A 22108-nucleotide genomic window follows, 5' to 3' on the forward strand; every position below is an offset into this window, starting at 1 on the left:
CCTCTTGCCGGCAGGCGTTCTGGCTTGCCGGCTATACGATTTCACGTTCTTATCATTGCTGAACGGATATTGACATGAATAGACGAGAGCTATTGATTAAAGCCGCTGTGGTGGCTTCCTGCATCAAAGCATGGCCGCTACCAAGCGCGCAGGCGAAAGCCAGTTCACCGGTACGGGCGCTCGCCTCGACGCCGGCGCAGCGTTACCTGCAATTGGCTGAAGCCCTGACCCCGGCCTTGCCGGAGGTTCCCTATCCGGCGCTGGCCGTTGTGGAGCCGAAAGCGGACAACAACGCCATGCTGGGCTATGTCATGCAGAAAACCATCGACATAGAGGCGTTGGCGCAGCGCAGGTTTAAAACCGGGGACAGCGTGATTGTCGATTTCGGCGATCATTACACCGGCTTCCTGACGTTTTTATTGGATTGGAAAGGCATTTCCTGTGATTCTCCGGCCCGCTTGCGCTTGACCTTCGGTGAAGTGGTCACCGATGTCGCGGAATCGCTTTATCCCTACAACGGCTGGATTAGCGCCGCCTGGCTGCCGGAAGAGATTATCAACGTCGATTTTCTTCCCACGCCGGTCAGGATCGCCCGTCGGCAGGCTTTTCGCTATGTGAAAATTGATGTGATTGCCACCTCGTCCAATTTCGACGTCACATTCCGTGATTTTCAGGTTCAGGCCGTGTCATCGGCGGGCGAAGACAAGCAAGTCCCGGCTAAGTACGACAGTCCATTGTGGCGGGATATCGATAGAGTCAGCGTCAGGACGCTGCATGAATGTATGCAGACGGTCTTCGAAGATGGCCCCAAGCGAGATCGGCGATTGTGGCTGGGCGATCTGCGCCTACAGGCATTAGCTAACTATGTCAGCTTCAACAACACGGATCTGGTGCGCCGTTGTCTTTATCTGTTTGCCGGCCTGCAACGCGACGATGGCTATGTGACGGCATGCGTTTATGAAAAACCCGAGCCGAGAATAGGCGAGGTGGTATTGCTGGATTATGCGGCGCTGTTTGGCAGCGTTCTGTTGGATTACCTCCGCGCCAGTCAGGATAAATCCACGGTGGTTGAACTGTGGCCTATTGCGAAAAAACAAATTGAATTGCTGTTGCAGCATGTCAATCCGCAAGGCCTCTTTGTGGCGCCGGAAAAAGACTTCGTGTTTATTGACTGGAATGCCGGGGAAGATCAGGAATCCGCATCACAAGGGATGGATAAGCAGGCGGCGATGCAGGGCGTGCTGATTTATAGCTGTCAGCGTTTAGTGGAATTAGGAAAGGAGATTCATCCGACGGAGAATATGGACGACATGGTCGGGAAAATAACCCAATTGACCGATGCGGCCAGAAAAGTATTTTACGACTCGACATTGCAATTATTCGTCAGTGGTAAAAACCGACAGATATCCTGGGCCTCGCAAATATGGATGGCATTAGCCAATGTATTACCGCAAAAAGACGCCGCCGTTTGTTTACGCAAAGTGATGGCGACTTCTGAAGCCATACGGCCGCTGACGCCTTATTTATATCATCATATGGTGGATGCGCTGGTGCAGAGTGGATTAACCACCGAAGCTAAAAAACTGGTCGAAAATTACTGGGGAGGAATGATAAAAGCGGGTGCGGATACTTTCTGGGAGGCATTTGATCCTGAGAACCCTCAGGCTTCTCCTTATGGCAGTAAACAAATCAACAGTTATTGTCACGCCTGGAGCTGTACGCCAAGCTATTTTATTCGCAACCAATTCAGGAAATAGAATCGACGCAGCGATTAACTAAATAAGACTACCGTAAAAACGGTTTTATTAAAATTTAGGACAGGTACTAATAATAGTATCGAATATTCCTTTTACTTTTTAACCTTGTATTCTACTTGGAAAATATTATGCGTAAAAAACACTCTCTAAAACCTATTGTATTATTAATGGCATCAGCACTGTTGTCTAATAGTGCTATCGCCGCATCATTAACGGTTGAAGAACGTCTGGCGTTATTGGAGCAGGAATTACAGTCTACGAAAAAAGAATTACAGGAATATAAAACCATAGCGAATAAGCAGCAAACGGTAGCCGTAACGAATGGCGCGAAACTAACGGGCAAAGAGCGTATCGCCATTCCTGCAAGCGAAAAATCAGCGGAAAATGCTAATAACAATAATAAGTGGGATAAGCTAACTTCAGCCGCAGCTTCTCATCCGACTACGCCTCCAGAATTGACGTTGGATGATTTGAGTAAATATATCAAAGATGATATTGGGTTTAGCTATAATGGTTATTTCCGGTCTGGCTGGGCGACATCCAATCGCGGTGCGCCGAAGTCTTACGCCATCGGCTCTCTGGGGCGTTTCGGCAACGAACACAGCGGCTGGTTTGATCTGAAATTGTCGCAGAAAGTTTATGACAATAAGAATGGTAAAAAAGTAACGGCGGTTGTGCTGCTGGACGGTAACGTCGGCATGCAGTACGGCAGTGCATGGTTTGATTCGGAGTCGGAAAATGTGCTGGCGTTTTCCGATATGTACGTTACTACGCAAGGGTTCCTGCCCTTCGCGCCGGAAGCGGATTTCTGGGTAGGTAAACACGCTTTACCTGTGTATGAAATTCAACTGCTGGACTGGAAAAACTATCGTGCGGAAAGCGCGGCCGCTGGCGTGGGGATTGAAAATTGGCAGTTGGGACCAGGTAAACTGAATATGGCTGTGGTCAGAGCGGATACGGATGCATACGCCCGCAATTATAGTACCAGCAGCAATAAGCAACAGGTGAATGTAAATTCCATCGATGTCCGCTATAAGGACATGCCATTATGGGATGGCGCGACTTTGGAAGTATTGGGTAAATACTCATTTGCCAACAAGAATGACACGAATAAGAGCAATGAAAATTCCGGCGAATATTACAAACTGAAAGACTCCTGGATTGCCGGCGCCATTTTACGCCAGAATTTCTCTGGCGGCGGATTCAATGAATTCACGGTACAGGGGGCGAATAATTCTATTGCCAGTGGCCTCTCCTTTGTTTCGGATGCCAACCCTGTCTATAGCTATAACGGTAATTATTATGGCGACCACTCCGGCAGCGCTTGGCGTGTTCTCTCGCAAGGAGAGAACTATTTGCTGCCTGATGTCATCATGGCTCATGCGTTGGTGTATACCAAAGGGAACGATATCTACAGCTATGACACCGGGGCGCATACCGATTTCGAAAGTATTCGCGCGGTGGCTCGTCCGGCCTATATATGGGACGAATACAACCAGACCGGTGTTGAACTGGGCTACTTTACCCAAACCAATAAAACCGGTGGGGTAAGTTACCAGGAGTCCGGTTATAAAACCACGCTTTATCACGCCATTAAAGTGGATACCAGTATTCTGACATCCCGGCCGGAAATTCGTTTCTACGGCACTTATCTGAAGATAAAGGATAACGAGATAAGTAGTGCGACATTCAACGATGAGAAAAGCGATCAGTTCACCGTTGGCGTACAGGCGGAAGTCTGGTGGTAATCTTTTATTCACATCGTGTGATGAATAAGAAACACAAGAATAGAGGATAAAATTGTGCTGATGAAAATGAAAAAACCCTCGCTCTCGCTGCTGGCCTTTTGCGTGCTCGCGGGGGGAGCCATAAATGCATCTGCGTTGCCGGCGGATTTTCCGGCTTATCCGCAAATGGCTATCCCGGTCAGTCAATACGTGACCGGGGTTAACCCGGATAACAGTATTACGTTCCGGTTATTTGCGCCTACGGCGAAAAAAGTCAGCGTATTCACCGGGGCGACGCCAGAAAGTCTTGCCTCGCATGCCATGACCAAAGATCAGAACGGAGTCTGGTCTTTCCAGACCCCGCCGCAACAACCCAATTTATATGAATACTTTTTCAATGTTGACGGGTTCCGCAGCATTGATACGGGAAGCGCTTTCACCAAACCACAGCGTCAGGTGAACACCAGTCTGATCCTGGTGCCGGGCAGCATTCTGGATGTGCGTCAGGTGCCGCATGGCGAGCTAAGAACCGTAACCTACCATGCCAAGACGCTGAAATCCGAGCGGCAGATGTTTGTCTGGACGCCGCCCGGCTATAGCGAAGCGTCCGAACCGCTTCCGGTGCTCTATTTCTATCATGGGTTTGGCGACACCGGCGCGTCCGCCGTCGTTCAGGGACGGATCCCGCAAATCATGGATAACCTGTTGGCGGAGAAAAAGATAGTCCCGATGCTGGTGGTCATTCCCGATACCGAAACGGATATCCCGGAGGCGATACCTGAAGATTTCCCGCCACAGGAGCGGCGTAAAGTTTTCTATCCGCGTAATGCATTGGCAGCGGATAAAGAACTTATCCATGACATTATTCCTGAAATAAGTCAGCGGTTTAATGTTCGCAAGGACGCCGACGGCCGGGCGCTGGCCGGGTTGTCGCAGGGCGGCTATCAGGCGCTGGTCTCGGGGATGAGCCATCTGGCGCATTTCGGCTGGCTGGCGACCTTCAGCGGCGTCACCACGGAAACCGTACCGAATGCCAACGTTTCCGCACAGCTCGAACGGCCGGAGGAAATTAACCGCCAACTGAAGAATTTCACCGTTGTCATCGGGGAAACGGATGGTGTGACAGGCAAGGATATCGCCGGATTAAAGACCATGCTTGAAAAGCAAGGGGTGCGGTTTGACTCTATTTCCTACCCGCAGTTGGGACATGAAATGGATGTTTGGCGTCCTGCCTATAGCGAGTTTGTGCAGAAACTTTTCAAATGATTTTCGGATATTGGCTCATTGCGTCAGGCATCGCTTCCCACGTTCGGCGGGGAAGCGGCCTGAACGTATGACGACTCAAACAGGCGGCCAAGAACAGATGACTTGCCGATAACTATCTACTTACTATCAAGGAAATGAACCTGACTATGGTTATTAACAATCGCTTTTCTCTTTGGATCGCCAATACGGGCCGCAGCCTGGCGGCGGGGGTATTGGCGTGCAGCGCCTTTTCCGTTTCCGCCGCGCCGCAAACGCTGCCTTTTGATGTCGCGCCGCACAAGCAGGTTCGCGTGATTATCAGCACTGATGCCAAGAATGAGGCAGACGACGATTTTGCCGTGGCGCATGCGGTGCTGACGCCGACCATGAACGTCAAAGGGCTGATTGCCGCTCACTATTCGCAAACGGCGCCGATGATGCAGCGCGATGCTGAAAACAGCATGATGGAAAGCTATAAAGAGTTGCAGCATTTGATGAAGGTGATGGGGAAAACCGCCATTCCGGTCTATCGCGGCGCAACGCAGGCGCTGCAAAAGGGAGAAACCACGCCGGAATTGAGCGAAGGCGCAAAAATGCTGATCGAGGAAGCGCTGAAAACAGACAGCCATCCGCTGTTTGTGCTGGTCATGGGGCCCATCACCGATGTCGCCGCCGCGTTGCGCGCGGAACCCCGCATTGCTTCCAGGATGACGGTGGTATGGATCGGCGGCATGCCTTATCCGAAGGGCGGCTGGGAATACAATATGTTCAACGATCCGATTGCCGCAAACGACGTATTTAAATCGCAGGTTCCGCTGTGGCAAGTGCCGCACAACGTCTATATGTCGGTTCGGGTCTCACTGGCGGAGCTGGCCGCCCGGGTCAAACCGCAAGGTGAAGTCGGGGAATACCTGTGGCAGCAAATGATCGATTTTAATACGATGATTTCCAAGATCATCAAAGATGTGCCCTGGCCGAAAAGCGAAGTGTGGGTATTGGGAGACAATCCCTCGGTGTCTCTGCTGCTGGACGATCACGAATACAACTATACGTTGCGCGACGCGCCGCAGTTAAATGACGATCTCACCTATGCTCCACAACCGAATGCACGCCAGATCCGGGTGTATAACGCGGTGGATACGCGTTTCACGCTGGAAGACTTTTACGCCAAGCTGGCATTGGCCTATGGCGCGAAGCACTAGCATTTTCGTTAACGTCGTTACGCCCCCATGCGCCGGATAGCGCGGGGGTGTTGGACGTTTTGCAAAAAGTGGTTCATTGTCATCAGGCATACCTTCCCGCGAATATAGGGGAGATATGCCTGACTTACTTATCTCAAATTTCACCTTGTTCTATGGTTTGCCGGTGAGTTCTACCCGCTTGATTTCACCGACGACGAATAAATAACAGAGCATGGCGGCTATTGCCGAGGCCCCCACAAATATTAATGCGCCATTAAAAGAGTGTAATTCTTTTACCAGATATCCAATGATCAAAGGCGTGGCGATGGAAGCGACGTTCCCGAATGCGTTGAATAATCCGCCGCACATGCCGGCGGCTTCTTTAGGCGCCGTATCTGAAATTACCGGCCAGCCCAGAGCGCCGAATCCTTTGCCAAAAAAGGATAAAGCCATCAACGTAACAACCAATACTTCACTATCGGTGTAATTGCATAAAATAATCGAGGTCGCCAGCAGCATCCCGAGAACAATAGGGATTTTCCGGGCGGCCGTAAGGCTAAAACCACGTTTAAGCAACCAGTCGGAGCTTAATCCGCCCAGTATCCCCCCGGCAAAGCCACATATTGCCGGAATAGATGCGACAAATCCGACCTTTAGAATTGACATCCCACGTTCTTGAACCAGATAGATAGGAAACCAGGTGAGAAAAAACCAGGTAATGGTATTGATGAAATATTGCCCGAGGAATACGCCTAAAAGCATCCTGTTAGTCAGCATTTGTTTAACGTAATGCCACTTTGGACCCTGCGATTTATTCTTGTTGGTATTGGAATCCATATCAACAAGGGCGCCGCCCTGGATTATATAGTCAAGTTCCTTTTGTGAGATACTGGGATGTTCGGAGGGATTGTGGATGTATTTAACCCAAACTATCGTTAATGCAAACCCTATGATGCCCATCACAATAAAAACATATTGCCATCCCCAGGCAAAAGTCAGCCAGCCAAGCAGCGGTGAAAACAATGCCAAAGAAAAGTATTGTCCCGCATTAAAACATGATGAGGCCGTGGCTCGTTCCCTCGTCGGGAACCAGGCCGCGGCGATACGGGCATTCGCAGGGAATGACGGCGCTTCGGAAAAGCCCAGCATAAAGCGTAGAAAAAACAGCGAAAAGACCGCATAGCCCAATGGGACGAATTCTACGAACCCTTGCAGAAAAGTGAACAATGACCACAAGAAAAGGCTGTAGGTATAAACTTTTTTAGAACCGTATTTATCCAAAAGCCAGCCGCCGGGAATTTGCATCACCAGATAAGCCCAGCCAAAAGCGGAGAATATCAGTCCCATATGACCTGGATCCAGCCCCAGGTCTTTGGACAGGGCGCTGCCGGCAATAGACAACGTGGCGCGATCGGCGTAATTAACACTGGTAATTAAAAATATAATCAATAATACAATGTAACGTATATGACTGTTTTCCTTGCGAAGCAGTGTAGGGTCGGTGTTCATAAAAATGCCTCTTGAAATTAAATCACCTCATACATACTATAAACATCGCTGAATTTGATTTTTTTGTTTTTCCATAAACAACAGTAAATTGTAGGATGTAATATATAGATAAAGCGTGGTTGAGGTTTGGAAACTTTTAAGGGACTATCTGGTTTTAACACGCTTATATAATTAATCAGCGCAATAATAAATTTACGCGCTGAGTTAAATAAACGTGTATCAAGATAGTGAGATAAGGAATTAACGAATATATTTTATCAATATATTTTTATCCCCTTTGGTCTATTTCAATTTGAGCATCAATCCAGCCGGAAATTTGTTCATGCAAGGTTAGACCTAATCCGGGGCGGGTGGGAACAATCATATGACCGTCGCGAATCTCCAGCCGCTCGTTGAATACCGGCTCCAGCCACTCGAAATGCTCTACCCAGGTTTCATGCGCGTAAGCCGCGGCAAGATGAATATGAATTTCCATGACGAAGTGCGGCGCCATCATCAGACCACGATCTTCCGCCATCTGGGCGATTTTTAGAAATGGCGTGATACCGCCGACCCTCGGCGCATCATGCATTACGAGATCGATCGCCCCTTTTTGGATATAGTCAGCCACTTCTCTGACGCTGGTTAGCATTTCGCCGGTTCCGACCGGCGTGTCCAGCTTGTCGGCAAGTAAACGGTGTCCTTCGACATCGTATGCATCCAGAGGCTCTTCAAGCCACTGAAGATTATACTGATCCAGCACGTGTCCCATACGAAGCGCGGTAACGCGGTCCCACTGCTGATTGACGTCAACCATAAGCGGAACATCATCCCCCAGATGTTTTCGCACGGCGTCAACCCGTTGAAGATCAAGGCGACGGTCTGGATGACCCACTTTCATTTTTATCCCGCCGATGCCGTGTTCCAACGATTTGGCGGATTTCTCAATGATTTCCTCCACCGAAGCCTGCAAATAACCGCCGGATGTGTTGTAGCAGCGCACTTCATCACGTTGCGCGCCAAGCAATTTAGCCAAAGATAAGCCGGCGCGTTTGGATTTCATATCCCAAAGGGCCGTATCGAATGCCGCCACCACCTGGGTTGCTAGCCCGCTGCGGCCAACCGAGGCGCCCGCCCAGACCATTTTATTCCACAAGCGGGCGATATCGTTGGGATCTTCGCCAATCAGCACCGGGGCGATTTCTTTGGCATAGATATACTGTGCCGGACCGCCTTTGCGCAGCGTGTAAGTGAAACCCAATCCGCTGAAGCCTTGCTCGGTTTTTATTTCAGCAAACAACAGCGATACATCCTTAAGGGCATTTTGGCGTCCGGTCAGCACTTTTGCATCGCTGACCGCGCTCTTAAGAGGAACCGTGACGGATGAAAGTTTAATGCAACGAATACGGTCGATGTTTTCCATAAACAAACCTTTTAATCAGTAGGGAGTAGGGAAAGTTATCTTCTATTCCCTTGGACTGATTGTCTAATCCAATCTAGGCATGGATTTATGCGCGTTTTAAATAAATGTTTCTCGTAGGAATAAAAAATAATAAAAATATCTGATGTCCGGATATTTAAAAAATAGAAAATGATTGGGGACGAAACGAGAATTATCGCGTCAGGAAGACGAGTGATTTTTGGGGATACGAATTATAGCAGCAAAATAGCCAATCAATCAGAAGCAAAAACCGAATTTCATTCACCAAGGAATAATCATTAATTACGTTTAAACTTAATGATTACAGTTGACGCCGACACTTTCTCGCAAAATGCCCGCTAACATAAAAAGCGCCGGATTATCGCTGTCTTTACGCCACACAAGGCGCAACTCACTGCGTAATTCTTGTTGCATATCCAGTTTACGAAACACGACGTTGGGCAGGCGGAATTGCTCACTACCGCTGGGCACCAACGCCAGACCCAGTCCGCCATTTACCATGGACAGTATCGCAGAGGTGGAACCGGCGCTGTGTTCATAATTGGGCTGAATGCCGCAACGGTGAAACGTACCGGCAATCAACTCATAAAAAGGTTGCCAACCTGAAGGTGAATAGATAATAAACGGTTGCTGATGCAGTAAGGCGGCGGGAATGATGTTGTCGATCTCGGCTAAAGGATGATCGGCCGGAATGGCCAGTAAAAATGGCTCATTGATTAAGATATCACTATTAAAATCCGCATCTAAAGGATAAGCGCGGATAACGCCAATATCGATCTGACGCGTTCGCAACCCATTAAGCTGCTCTGAAGACGACATCTCCTTAAGCTGGATATTGAGTTGCGGATATTTCAGTCTTACCTGGTTAATCACCGTCGGCAGGTAGGCGTAAATGGCGCAGGAAACAAAGCTGAGCGTGACGTTTCCAATTTCGCCCAGTGAGACGCGCTTCGCTATTTGAGCGGCGTGATGGGCTTGCTCAAGCAACGGATTGGCCTGGGTGAGAAACGCCCGGCCTGCCGCAGTGAGCTTAACCGAGCGGGTTGAGCGTTCAAATAGCTGAACGCCCAATTGATGCTCCAGCATCTGAATTTGCCGGCTCAATGGCGGCTGCGTCATGTTGAGCCGCTGCGCTGCGCGCCGGAAGCTGAGTTCGGTGGCGACGGCGGTGAAACAGCGTAATTGAGATAATTCAAACATTGAGTCAATTCCTGCATTAATCGATGCTATTTATGAAATTAAAAGTATCAATCTTTGCGCCTACCATACCATTGGCGTCACCCCAAAACTGTGGCGCGCCGGACACTTTTACAGCATCGTTATGCACTCCGGCATGAATCGTACCGGTGGTTGGACCGACGCGATGATGAATAATGCTAGAACGCCGGTCCGGTTAAAGAGCCGGACGGTTACCACCTTGAATTTGCCGATAAAATCGGGCGGCGCCGATGAAGATAAAACGGGTGAGCCAGCGTGCGATCAGGAAATCGCTGTCCGGCCTGTTTTTTCCTGTCAGGTGGATTAATGCCGGCATTTGCGTCGCAGGGCGCGGATCTGCCGTAGGCACTCACGCAGGGAAATCGTGCGGAAAATATCACGCATCATGGCGGCATCGGCGCGCAGACCGCGCAGCCAGCCCATTTTGGCGGCTTTGTAAGGGCTAATGACAGACCGCCACTTTACGACCCGGATGCGTACATTTTTATCGATCCAGAGACGATTGAGCCATACCTCAAGCCCGAAATGTGGCAACGAACGTAATTCATCCAGGTATGGCGCAACCAGGGCGCGGGCAAATACACGCTCCCCGGAAATATAGTCAAGACCAATTATCCGCCAGATTAAAGGGCTGTTGCGTCGCAGGCTGATCGTGACATCGGACTGTTGTCGCCGTACCGGCTGTATTAATGCGGTGATGTCATCAGCCGTCAGCCCGATCAGGTCGGCATCAAGCAGCAGAAGATGAGTGCCGGCGGCGGCGGCAATACCTTCGGCCACGGCCCGGCTTTTGCCCCGGTTTTCCGGGAGCCTGATGACCGTTATTCCCTGCCGCTGCGCCAGCTTGGCGGTGCCGTCGGTGGAGCCGTCATCCACCACGATGATTTCGGACAATAGCGGGTGGCCCGTCACCGCGTCGAGTACGCTTCCGATCCTCCGGGCTTCGTTCCGCGCCGGGATGATACAGCTTACGGAGATCATTTTTTCTGCCTCAGCCACAGCACGCCGCATGCAACCAGCAGAATCAGCAGCGCCAGAGAGACATACACCAGCCAGTGATCGACCTGTTCGATGGCATGGCCGAAGAGCCAGCCGACCGCGACAAAAAACAGACTTTTGGGAATGGTGGCCACGGTGTTATAGAGCATAAAGCTGCCAAAATGCATGCGCGCCATGCCGGCTGCCGCCAGAACAACCGCGCCGGCTGAGTGGGTAAGCTTACCGAACACCAGTAACCTGCCGCCCCGGTGGTCAAAACTGTCGACCATCTGTTCTAGCCTGGCGTGGCTCAGTCCCAGGCGGGTCAGCCATTTCGGCGGATGGCCGTCGGAATTTATCGCCCAGCGACCCAGGGCGTAAAATCCCGTGTCGCCGGCCAGATCGGCAAGGATGACCACCATACACACCGCGCTCAGACTGAAGTAGTCGAGGCGGGCCATGTAAGCGGCAATAACGGTGACAATGGGGCCTTCGATGACTGCCAGCGGTGTAAGCAATATCAGCCCATGCGCTTTGATGAGTGCCTCAATAGTTTGTAGATCGAGCATGCCGGTAATTTCTCTTCTCACTCTTTGGGTTGCTGGTTGCCTGAGGGCAGCGGCTTGGCATCCAGTACGTTACCACGCCAGACGAAGCTGCGCCCGGTCCAGCACCATAACCACAGCGCGGGCAGTAAAAGATCGCGGATCGCCATGGCCAGAACGTCTTGCAGCCGGTGCGGCCACCCGACCGCTCTTGCCAGTCCCCATTCTCCAGCATACCACAACGCCATGAGCGCCGGCGGTACTGCCCAGGGAAGCACGCCTGTCGCCGACAGGTAGCTTGCCGCCGCCAGCGCCGGCAGCGATCCCAGCAATATCTCCGGCACGAACAGCCACAGAAAACCAAAGCGGCGGATACGTGCCCAGCGTAACTGCCGGCTCCAGACCGCACTCAGACTACGGCGTCCAATCGGCAGTGGAAAAGGGCGCGGAGGCAGCCGTACCTTGAGTCCGGCGCGGCGTACCAGTTTGGTTGACGCGACATCCTCCGCCAGTTCAGCGCCAAGCGCCGCCAGACCTCCGCCATTTTCCAGTACATCGCGGCGCCAGAAGAGCGTCTTCCCCTGTGCAAAGCCGGTTCCGGTCAAATCGGCCAGGAGCTGCCAGCGGGCCTGATGGGTATTGAACATCGCCGCCTCCACCGAACCCCACAGATTCTGCGGCCGGACGCCGACGGCGGGAGAACTGACCAGCCCGGTGTGGTCGTCAAAGACATCTATCAGGGAGCGCAGATAATCGGTCGGCAGCAGCAGATTACTGTCGGCCATCGCCACCCAGTCCGCACGGGTGGCCAGCCAGGCCTTGTTAAGATTGTTTATCTTGGGGTTGCCGGAGATATTGTCTTCGCCTATCAGCAAACGCGCCGGCTGCCCGGGGTAGGAAGCGATAACCTTTTTCACCAGTGGGATGACCGGATCGTTTTCGGAAGCGACACAGAACAGGATTTCGTAAGCGGGATAGTCTTGCAGGAAGGTTGAACGCAGCGTCTCTTCTTCGAAATTGTCCTGTCCGCACAGAGGGCGTGTTAGCGCAATAAAGGGATACTCGCCGTGCGGGTGTTTGTTTTTCAGCGGACGACGCAGACGCCACAGGGCAAGGCCGAGGGAGCCAAACTGAATGACGGTGAGCGTCGCGCAGATGACGGCGGCAAAATTGGCGGTTAGCGTCATGCGGTAGCGGTCTCGCTGTCGGGTTCTGAAACGGAAACGGGCAATAATGGCAGGGATGACGGGCAACTGCTCCAGTCAATCAGGCTGAACCTGCCCTGAGTGTCTTCCGCAATGGCGCTCAGGCTGTTAATCCAGTCTCCGCAGTTGGCATACAGAATACCGTTGCGCATTTGCAGCGCAGGTTTGTGCAGGTGACCGCAGATGATGCCGTCAGCGTCGTTTTGCCTGGCCAGATCTATCAGACGCCGTTCGATGTGATTGCCGACTCTCAGCAGCGAGCCGACCCTGCTTATCAGGCGATGGAGCGGGGCGGATGTCTCCGCGCGCTGGGAGTCCGGCAACCCCTGCCGGCGGCGCAGATACCAGTCGATGCCGCTGCCCAGACGTGAGACGGCATGAGAACGGCCGGGCCAGAAATCGCAGCAATCGCCATGCAATACAAGATAGCGGCGTTTGTCGGCGGCCTTGTGGATGACCGGGTTGGCGGTCGGCGCGATGGCGGTCAACAGCGGGTGAACGCATCGTCCCGTCAGGCTAAGCGGATCGTGATTGCCGGGTAGGCGCACTATCTTGACGCCCTGCCGCTCGCGGCGGCAAAGCAAATCGATGATAAGGTCATGGTGTCGTGTCCAGTGGACTGCGCGGCGATGCCAGATGTCAAAGATATCTCCCACCAAATAGATATGATCGGCTTCATGCAGCCGGAGAAACGCCAGCAGTTTATCTGCGCGGCATCCCCGCGATCCCAGATGCAGGTCTGAGAGAAAAAGACTGCGATAGCGTATCGGGGAAAGGAGAAGACTATCGTGTGACATAATGCCTCCAAGTATAGGCTCCGATTTACAGACAGCCAAAAATGCTCAGATAATACGTTGTTATGTACCACTATAGATGCTAAATGAGGGCGTACCCAAAGTAATGGAGCCGGCAGTTAGGCATGCGGGTCTGAGTAAGACCTTGGTGTTTCGAGCTGGAAGAACGCAACCTAGAGTGAGCATGAATGGGTATCTTGCCGATGATTCCTTAAGGAAATCTTAACGACAATTTCGCCTGGGCCGCACACGGCGCCGGTTTATTTTAGCTCAGGGAAGCATGACGTGACGGGAATGGATAATTGGCGATAATCGCGAAAATAAAATGATCGGATTTCTGCCCGGCGAGCGGATAAGACTGAAAGCGCCGCGATCGTGATTCCCGATACGCAGGTTAGGGTTGGCTATCAATGGATACAAAAGGAGAGGTTTTCACCTCTTTTCAACGACCTACAGACCTTAGTGGAAGTCTGTGGAATTTGAATTGGTACGACCGAGTGGACTCGAACCACCGACCCCCACCATGTCAAGGTGGTGCTCTAACCAACTGAGCTACGGTCGTACAGGAAATACTGCATTTCAACGGATGCTGTCTTGAACACTAACCGTTTGATTAAAATGCTTTTCTTTGTCCCAATGGCTGGAACGGACGCTATTATGGACTCGTCCGGGATAGATGGCAAGTCCTTTGTTCAGTCGCTGTTTTCAGATGCCGAATGTTTAACCTGTTACGTGCCTTGTTCACCAATCTGACCGATTTATTCCGCCGGTGGCGAGGTGTGCTTGTTGGAATAATAGATAACAAAAAATCTCAACGTTGTTAAAGAATTGAGTGATAGTTTCCGATAAAGGTAACATCAGTTACGAAATATCACCGAGTTCCAAGAATGCGAAAAAATTTGCCTGTCACCCAGAATGGTTATGTTTTCCCTGGGGATCAAACACTTATCTCTATTACCGATCTAAAAGGAAGTATTACTTACTGCAACGCCAATTTCATTAACGTCAGCGGTTTCACCAGTGAGGAACTGCTGGGCCAGCCGCACAACATCGTACGTCATCCCGATATGCCACAGGAAACTTTCCGTGATATGTGGGCCACGATCAAGTCGGGTTTGCCCTGGACGGCGTTGGTGAAAAACCGGCGCAAGAATGGCGACTATTACTGGGTGCGGGCCAACGTAACGCCGGTGCGCGACGGTGAACGTACCGTCGGCTTTTTGTCGGTGCGATCGCGGGCGCCGGATGAGGAGATTGCCGCTGCCGAGCGGCTATACGCCATCATGCGTCAGGAGGCGGATCAGGGACGCCGCCGCCACGCTCTGCATCGGGGCCAACTGGTGCGTCGCACGCTGACAGGCTGGCTGGCGCGCGGGTTCAACCCCGGATTGTGCGGGCATATCGTCTTTTTGAGCATGCTGGCCGCGGGCGGGCCGCTGCTGGCGCAGGCCGCCGGCGCGCCGTTGTGGGGAACGGCGTTGGCGGCGACCGTCAGTGCGGCGTTGGTCGCCTGGCTGTTGATGCGCCAGACGGTGACGCCGCTGCGTCAGGTGGTGGCGGTCGCCAACCTGATGGCCGGCGGCGACCTGACTCGTTTTGTGCCGGTCACCGGCCGTGGTGAAATCGCCCAGATTCAGTTGGCGCTGGCGCAGCTCAATGTTTCGGTGCGCACTGTGGTGCGCGATGTGCGCCACGAAGTCGCCAACCTGTTGGGCGGTACTCAGGAGATCGCCAACGGCAATAAGGACATGGCTACGCGCACCGACTCTCAGGCCGGCAGTCTGGAGCAGACCGCCGCGACGATGGAGCAAATCTATCGCACCATTCAGCAGACCACCCAACTGGCCAACGACGGCGCTCAACACGCGCGGCTCACTGCCGAGGCGGTGCTGCGCGGCGATGACGCGGTGCAGGGCGTGGTGCGTACCATGCAGGCGATCGAAGAGTCGTCGCAGCGCATTCAGGATATCATTCAGGTGATCGAAGGGGTCGCTTTCCAGACCAACATTCTGGCGCTGAACGCGGCGGTGGAAGCCGCGCGTGCGGGCGAGCAGGGCAAAGGGTTCGCGGTGGTGGCGACGGAAATTCAGTCGCTGGCGCAGCGTACCGCCGGCGCGGCCAAAGAAGTACGCAGCCTGGTTGAAGAGTCCGGCGCCAGGGTCGGAGAGGGCGGTAAGCGTGCCGCCGATGCGTTGACCCGTATGCGGGAGGTGACCGACGCGGTAGGCCTGGTGAGCAGTATGCTGGATCAGATCAATACCGCCGCCCGGGAGCAGTCCGCCGGCGTCGGGCAGGTGAATGACGAAGTCTCCAGCCTGGATACCATCACCCAACAGAACGCCACGATGGTGGATGATCTGGCCTCGGCGGCCAACGCCCTTAACCGTCAGGTGGAGTTGGTGCATAACACTATCCGGGTGTTCCGTCTCACCGAACGCGATACCACGCTGGCTGAGGTGGATGCCGGCGAGTTGCGACGTAGCTGGAATAGCGGCATGAGCGGTGAGGGGAGCCATATCGATTTCGAGCATGCCGTCACCAGCCACCAGCAGTGGCGCGTTACGCTGCGTAACGCCATCAATCGTAAGCTGGCGCTGGATCCGAAAGCGGGGCGCGACGACAGCTGCGCGCTGGGAGCCTGGTTGAATGGGCCGGGTAAAGCGCGGCTGGGAGGAACGCCGGAGTACGAGGCGCTGGTTAACGCGCACCGGGCGTTTCACGCCGAGGTGGGTACGGTGGCGGAACTGATTAACCGCAAGAAGATGAGTGAGGCGGAACAGAAGCTGGCCAGCAACCAGCCGCTGTATGACGCCGGACAGCAACTGGTACAGGCGATCCGCATGCTGTCGGGCCGCGCGTAATGGGGTTGCGGGTACTGGTGGTGGATGATGATGTTCTGAACCTGCGCATCGCCGCTCGGCTGTTGCGTGAGTTGGGGCACTCCGGCGCGCTGGCGGGCGAGGGTGAAAAGGCGTTGCAACTGGTGCGACAACAGCCGTTTGACCTGATGCTGCTGGATATCAATATGCCGAAGCTGAATGGCGAAGAGACGTTGCGCGCCCTGCGGGCGCAGGAGCGGCGCAGCGGCGGGCCGCATCTGCGGGTAGTGATGGTTTCCGGGCACAACGGCGAGGAGACACGGCGTCATTACCTTGCCCTTGGCGCCAATGGCTTTCTGGAAAAACCGCTTTCTCAGACAGCGTTGCAGGCGGCGCTGGCGCAACTGGACAAAGGCTGAATGCGATGACGGCGGTTTTCTGCTGGGGGATGGCGGCGACGGTAGCGGCGCTGGTGCTGTACTGGCGCCACGTGCGCCGTCGTGACTGGGATTATATGAGCCAGATGGTCGGTATGATGCGGTTGCGCAGCGACGCCGCCTGCCTGCTGCGGCCGGATGGCCGGGTGGCGTGGGTCAACGAGGCTTATGGCGAAATCACCGGCTTTGGCGGCGCGGCGTTGACGGATCGCGACTGGTTCGGCTTCCTGAGCGAACGGGTGGCGGACAGCGCGCCGGTGGCGGCGATCGACAGCGCCATGAGCGGACGGCGCGAGCTGCGTATCGACCTGATGTTCCGTCTGGCCCGCGGCGAAGAGCGCTGTATGATTGTGGAACTGCACCCGCTGCGCAAGCTGGGGCGCGGCGCGCTGTCGGGTCGCTCATTCACCGGTTATCTGGTGGTGCAGGTGGACATCGACCAACAGCGTCGCGAGCGAAAAATGACGCAGCTCGCGCTGCGTGACCGCCAGGCGGTGCTGGATATCCTCGATCGTTACGCCATCGTCACCGAAACCGATCTGCAAGGCCGAATCACCAAGGTCAACGACCGTTTTCTAACGGTTAGCGGCTACCGCGCCGAGGAGGTCATCGGCCAGCGCCACAGCATGTTCACTTCCGGCACGCATGACGCACCGTTCTGGCGCGAAATGTGGCGCACCGTTTCTCGCGGCGGCATCTGGCACGGCGAGATCTGCAACCGCGCCAAGGATGGTTCGCTCTACTGGCTGGACAGCGTGATTGCGCCGATGCTGGGGGAAAAGGGCCGCCCGGTGAAATACATGTCGATCCGTTCCGATATCACCAACCTGAAACTGAGCCTCGATATGCTGGAACGTACCGGCAAGATCGCCAGCGTGGGCGGTTGGTATTATCTCCCGGAAAACCGGAAGCTGCACCTCACCCGGGGAACGTGCAATCTGCTGGGGCTGTCCGAGCGGGTGATGAATCTGGACAGAGTGCAGGCGCTGATACAGCGCATGATGCCGCAGCAGTGGTCGGCCTATCGCGCGCAGGTGCGCCACACGATGGAGAGCGGCGAGCCTTTTTCATTTGAGGTGCGGCTTGTGCTGATGGGCGGGCGCGCCATTTGGGTCAACATCAGCGGCGAGGTGCAGTATCAGCAAGGCAAACTGTACCGGCTGGTGGGAGCGATGCAGGATGTCAGCGCTCAGGTGGAGGCGCGGCTGCGCGTCGAAACCAGCGAGCGGGTGCTGAGGTCGGCGCTGGATGCGCTGGATGAAGCTTTTGTGCTGTATGACGCCGATGAACGGCTGGTGCTGTGCAACGACCGCTACCGGGAGATATTTGGCGATAGAGGGCATCGGATACAGCCCGGTATCTCCGCCGAGGCGGTGCTGGAACTGGCGGTGGAGGCCGCTATCACGCCGGAACTGCACGACGACGCCGAGGGTTGGCGGCGCCAGCAGCGCGAACTGTGGTTTCAGCCCACCTTTCACCAGCAGATAAAATTGAGCGACGGGCGCTGCATCAAACGTGTCGGCGTCACCACCTCGGACGGTATGCGGGTGCTGTTCTGGATCGATGTCACCGACCTGCATCAGGCGCTGGAAGAGGCCGATGCCGCCTCGCGCAGCAAGAGCCGCTTTTTGGCTAACATGAGTCACGAAATTCGTACGCCGATGAACGCCATCATGGGCATGATGCAGCTGATAGAACACACCGGCGCCAGCGCTGAACAGCGCGAATTGTTGCGCAAGATGGAAGGCGCGGCACATTCGCTGCTGGACATTCTCAACGATATTCTCGACTTCTCCAAAGTGGAAGCCGGCATGATGCTGCTGGATACCGAGCCGTTCAAACTGGCGGATTTGCTGGCGGATGTCTCCACCATTATGTCCGGCACGCTGGGCGGCAAACGGCTGGAACTGGTGTATGAGTTGGATCCCGCCGTTCCGCCGCTGTTGTTGGGGGACGCGCTGCGGCTCAAACAGATCCTGATCAATCTGGGCGGCAATGCGGTGAAGTTTACCGCCAGAGGCGAGGTGCGGTTGCAGTTAAGCTGCCTGCGGCACAGTGAACAGGGCGTGTTGCTGGAGTTCGCGGTGCAGGATACCGGCATCGGCATCAGCGAGGATGCCATCAAACACATTTTCACCGGATTTAATCAGGCGGAAGCCTCTATTTCACGCCGCTACGGCGGCACCGGGCTGGGGCTGACCATCAGCCACCGGTTGGTGGAACTGATGGGCGGACAACTGCGGGTACGGAGCGAAATAGGGCGCGGCAGCCGCTTCTGGTTCCAGATTTGGTTGCAGCCGGTGAAAAAATTCCCGGCAGACATTGCTGATGTTGCGTTAGCGCGGCCCCGTCAGAGCGATGAACAGCGATGGGATGAGGCGGAAGATGGCGTGTTGCCGCCAGCGTTGGCGGGGAAACGGGCGCTGCTGCTGGAGCCGCATCCGCTATCCCGCTCGGCGATCGGCAAGCTGCTTGAGCGCTGCGGCGGCTGGCAGGTCGCGGCCTGTGTCGATGCTGCATCCGCGCTGGCGGCGCTGGATGACGAAGCGCCGCCGCAACTGGCGCTGCTGAGCGTGGATGCGCCGGGCTATCAGCCGTTGCTGGCGCGGTTACGCGCCGAACCGGGCCTGCCGGGGCCGGTGATCCTGCTATTGTCATCCAGCCCCAGACCGCCGCACGACGGCATGCCGATGTTGTACAAGCCGATCAGCTTTTCCATGATCCAACATGCGATTCAGCGGCGCAGTCGATTAGCGCAGTCCGATTCGCCGACGCAGCCATGCCGGTTGGCCGGGATACGCCTGTTGCTGGTGGAGGATAACGAAATCAATCAGGATGTGGCGATCCGACTCTTGGCGCGCGAAGGGGCGCGGATTAGCGTGGTGAGCGACGGGTTGCAGAGTATTCAGGCGCTGGATGCGGCGCCGGACGCCTACGATCTGGTGTTGATGGATATGCAGATGCCGGTGATGGATGGCTTGCAGGCCACGCAGGCTATCCGCAGCGAATCGAGTTTCGATCGGCTGCCAATCATCGCCATGACCGCCAACGCCATGCCGTCGGATCGGGACGCCTGTCTTGAGGCGGGCATGAATGGTCATATCGGCAAACCGTTCCATCTGGAAGAACTGGTCGACATTATTCTGCGCCATACCGGAAGAACGGTTCGCGCCGACGTCGCGCCGGCGCCTGAAGCGGATGCGACGCCGTCGTCGCCAGGCGATGCGGCGCTGCTGGATGTCGCCGACGCCCTGCAACGGTTGGGTCAGGATCGGGCGTTCTATTCGCAACTGCTGCATGACTTTGCCCCGGCGTCCCGGCGTCTGGTCGCGCGCATCACCCGGAGTCTGGCGGAAGGCGAATGGGCCGACGCGCGCGATGCCGCCCATCAACTCAAGAGCACTGCCGCCGCGACCGGCGCGCGCCGATTGACGGCGGCCTGCGCCGCCATCGAACAGGGCGTCGGGAACGGCGCTGAACGTCAGGCGCTGACGCGGCAGGCCGCCGGTCTGCCTGTGGCGCTGGATGAAGCGCTGGCGGCGCAACAGGCGTGGTTACTGCGGCATGACGGCGTTGTTGAAACGCGCGCGGACGATCTGATTACCGCGGATAACCGCGTGCTGGAATCGGATCTGGCGGAGCTGGCCGCGGCTTTGCAGACCAACGACATGGCCGCGCTGGATCTGTTTGATGCGCTGCTGGCGCGTCATGGCGCCGATTTAGGCCCGCAGACGCAGGCATTATGCGACGCGATGGACGCCTTCGATACGGATACCGCGATTGCCATCGTTCAGGCATGGTTGGAAGAGAGGCATGGGGCGTGACGCCGTATCCCTCTCGCGGCGTAAACGGCTATCGCGCGCTTACTGTTCTTCGCTCAATACCCGCTGAAGAATGGCAAACAGCTCATCAATCTGCCCGCGTGTTGAAAGCAGGATCGGGGCGATAATCAATGAATCTCCGGTCGATTTGAGGTGTAGCCCTTGCTCAAACAGCTTCTTTTGTAGCCGATAACCGCGTAGGCCGGGTTTCTCCGCCGGGCGCACATCAATGCCGCCCAGCAGCCCGAACCCGCGGATATCGGTAATAACCGGTATGCCCTGTAATTCAAACAGCCTATCCAGAAAGTAGGGGCTAAGCGCGTCACTTTTCGCGAAAGCGTCATCGGTCTGATATAGCCGTAGGGTAGACAGCGCCGCGGCGCAGGCGGCTGGGTGGGCGCTCCAGGTGTAGCCATGAAAGAATTCAATGCTCAGCTCATCGGCGGCGTTAATAATTTCATCATAAATGCGGCGGTCTACGGCGACGGCGGCCATCGGTTGTGTGCCGTTGGTCAGCGCTTTGGCAAGGGTGATAATGTCCGGGCGAATATTAAACGTCTGGCTGGCAAACGCCTTGCCTGTGCGGCCGAATCCGCAGATCACTTCATCCAGAATCAATAAAATATCATAGCGATCGCACAGTTGCCGAATACGCTCCAGATAGCCTTTGGGCGGCACCAGCACGCCGGTGGAGCCGGCGATAGGTTCGATGACACAGGCTGCTACATTTTCTGCCCCGTGTAACTCAATCAGGCGTTGAAGGTCGTCGGCCAGATAGGCGCCGTGTTCCGGTTGACCCCGGCTATAGCGATTCTCTTCCAGCCAGGTGTGGCGCAGGTGAACAACCTGCGGCCAGCTACCGGCGAACTGTCGACGATTGTTGGTCAGCCCGCTTAAGGCAACGCCGCCAAAGTTGACGCCATGATAGGCGCGCTCGCGGGAGATAAACAGCGTGCGTGAACCTTGTTTACGCGCGCGCTGGTAGGCAAGCGCCACTTTCAGCGCGCTATCGATCGCTTCTGAACCCGAGTTCGCAAAAAAAATGCGATCAAGCCGGGGCGGTAATATTTTCGCCAGTTCATGGGCGGTTTTAAACGCCAGAGGGTGACTGCGATAAAAGCTGGACGTGTAGTCCAGCGTCAGCAACTGCTGATAAACCGCCTCGGCAATTTCAGGGCGACCGTGCCCCAACGCGGAGGTAAACAGACCGGAGGCGCCGTCCAGTACGCGGTTGCCAGCGGCATCCTGATAGTAAACGCCTTTCGCTCCGGTGAATAATTTCGGATCCTGGTGAAAGTCACCATTGGGGGTAAAGGGGATCCAGAAATTATCGTTAATCAGCTTACTCGCATCTTCTTGCTGTTTGGACATGGCGCGTACCTAGCTCTATTCGGGGGTTAAACACCTTGGTCGGATTACCGGCTAAATCATCTGACAACCAGCCTGGCTTAT

At 54.9% G+C, this 22108-nt stretch carries 16 protein-coding genes and 1 tRNA gene; 7 read left to right on the forward strand and 10 right to left on the reverse strand.

Features of this window, described 5'->3' with window-relative positions; genetic code table 11:
- Positions 1-74 precede the first annotated feature (74 nt).
- The 4 genes from HOY33_RS05925 to HOY33_RS05940 all read left to right on the forward strand — a co-directional run bounded on the left by HOY33_RS05925 (position 75) and on the right by HOY33_RS05940 (position 5931).
- Positions 75-1757, forward strand: coding sequence for a sugar hydrolase (locus HOY33_RS05925; RefSeq protein ID WP_216660412.1), 1683 nt, complete (start codon positions 75-77; stop codon positions 1755-1757).
- 128 nt (positions 1758-1885) lie between these two features.
- Entirely contained in the window at positions 1886-3505 is a 1620-nt protein-coding gene (locus HOY33_RS05930) for a carbohydrate porin (protein WP_172289277.1), read from the forward strand.
- A 60-nt stretch (positions 3506-3565) separates the two neighbouring features.
- A complete protein-coding gene (locus tag HOY33_RS05935) occupies positions 3566-4750 on the forward strand; it encodes an alpha/beta hydrolase-fold protein (RefSeq protein ID WP_172289278.1) in 1185 nt (394 codons plus the stop codon).
- Positions 4751-4896: 146 nt separating this feature from the next.
- On the forward strand, positions 4897-5931 hold the full coding sequence (locus HOY33_RS05940; protein WP_172289279.1) for a nucleoside hydrolase: 1035 nt from the start codon (positions 4897-4899) through the stop codon (positions 5929-5931).
- 150 nt (positions 5932-6081) lie between these two features.
- Here the strand turns inward: HOY33_RS05940 and HOY33_RS05945 are convergent, their stop codons facing one another.
- The 9 genes from HOY33_RS05945 to HOY33_RS05985 all read right to left on the reverse strand — a co-directional run bounded on the left by HOY33_RS05945 (position 6082) and on the right by HOY33_RS05985 (position 14141).
- A complete protein-coding gene (locus HOY33_RS05945; RefSeq protein ID WP_172289280.1) occupies positions 6082-7419 on the reverse strand; it encodes an MFS transporter in 1338 nt (445 codons plus the stop codon).
- A 268-nt stretch (positions 7420-7687) separates the two neighbouring features.
- On the reverse strand, positions 7688-8821 hold the full coding sequence (locus HOY33_RS05950; RefSeq protein ID WP_172289281.1) for a mandelate racemase/muconate lactonizing enzyme family protein: 1134 nt from the start codon (positions 8819-8821) through the stop codon (positions 7688-7690).
- Between the two features lie 312 nt (positions 8822-9133).
- Positions 9134-10039, reverse strand: coding sequence for a LysR family transcriptional regulator (locus HOY33_RS05955; protein ID WP_172289282.1), 906 nt, complete (start codon positions 10037-10039; stop codon positions 9134-9136).
- 193 nt (positions 10040-10232) lie between these two features.
- Entirely contained in the window at positions 10233-10373 is a 141-nt protein-coding gene (locus HOY33_RS05960; protein ID WP_172289283.1) for a hypothetical protein, read from the reverse strand.
- Entirely contained in the window at positions 10361-11038 is a 678-nt protein-coding gene (locus HOY33_RS05965; RefSeq protein ID WP_172289284.1) for a glycosyltransferase, read from the reverse strand. Before HOY33_RS05965 ends, HOY33_RS05960 begins: the two co-directional genes overlap by 13 nt.
- Positions 11035-11604 (reverse strand): DedA family protein, encoded by a 570-nt coding sequence (locus HOY33_RS05970; RefSeq protein WP_172289285.1) that lies wholly within the window; start codon positions 11602-11604, stop codon positions 11035-11037. The genes HOY33_RS05965 and HOY33_RS05970 overlap by 4 nt, the downstream gene beginning before the upstream one ends.
- Before the next feature lie 17 nt (positions 11605-11621).
- Positions 11622-12833, reverse strand: coding sequence for a ceramide glucosyltransferase (locus tag HOY33_RS05975; RefSeq protein ID WP_253906935.1), 1212 nt, complete (start codon positions 12831-12833; stop codon positions 11622-11624).
- Positions 12764-13582, reverse strand: coding sequence for a UDP-2,3-diacylglucosamine diphosphatase (locus HOY33_RS05980; protein ID WP_172289287.1), 819 nt, complete (start codon positions 13580-13582; stop codon positions 12764-12766). Before HOY33_RS05980 ends, HOY33_RS05975 begins: the two co-directional genes overlap by 70 nt.
- Positions 13583-14064: 482 nt before the next feature.
- Positions 14065-14141 (reverse strand) — tRNA-Val (locus tag HOY33_RS05985).
- A 325-nt stretch (positions 14142-14466) separates the two neighbouring features.
- Here HOY33_RS05985 and HOY33_RS05990 point away from each other — a divergent pair.
- Genes HOY33_RS05990 through HOY33_RS06000 form a run of 3 tightly spaced genes read left to right on the forward strand, consistent with a single transcriptional unit; the run spans position 14467 to position 20659 of the window.
- Positions 14467-16440 (forward strand): methyl-accepting chemotaxis protein, encoded by a 1974-nt coding sequence (locus HOY33_RS05990; RefSeq protein ID WP_172289288.1) that lies wholly within the window; start codon positions 14467-14469, stop codon positions 16438-16440.
- Complete coding sequence (locus tag HOY33_RS05995) at positions 16440-16817, forward strand: response regulator (protein WP_172289289.1); 378 nt, start codon at positions 16440-16442, stop codon at positions 16815-16817. Before HOY33_RS05990 ends, HOY33_RS05995 begins: the two co-directional genes overlap by 1 nt.
- Before the next feature lie 5 nt (positions 16818-16822).
- Positions 16823-20659, forward strand: a complete 3837-nt coding sequence (locus HOY33_RS06000) for a response regulator (RefSeq protein WP_172289290.1) — start codon at positions 16823-16825, stop codon at positions 20657-20659.
- Positions 20660-20698: 39 nt separating this feature from the next.
- On the opposite strand, the gene HOY33_RS06005 is transcribed toward HOY33_RS06000, so the two are convergent.
- The gene (locus HOY33_RS06005) at positions 20699-22027 is read right to left on the reverse strand and encodes an aminotransferase class III-fold pyridoxal phosphate-dependent enzyme (RefSeq protein ID WP_172289291.1); all 1329 of its coding nucleotides are present in this window, start codon (positions 22025-22027) and stop codon (positions 20699-20701) included.
- Positions 22028-22108: the final 81 nt, after the last annotated feature.

The organism is Brenneria sp. hezel4-2-4, assembly GCF_013155275.1.
GTDB lineage: Bacteria > Pseudomonadota > Gammaproteobacteria > Enterobacterales > Enterobacteriaceae > Brenneria.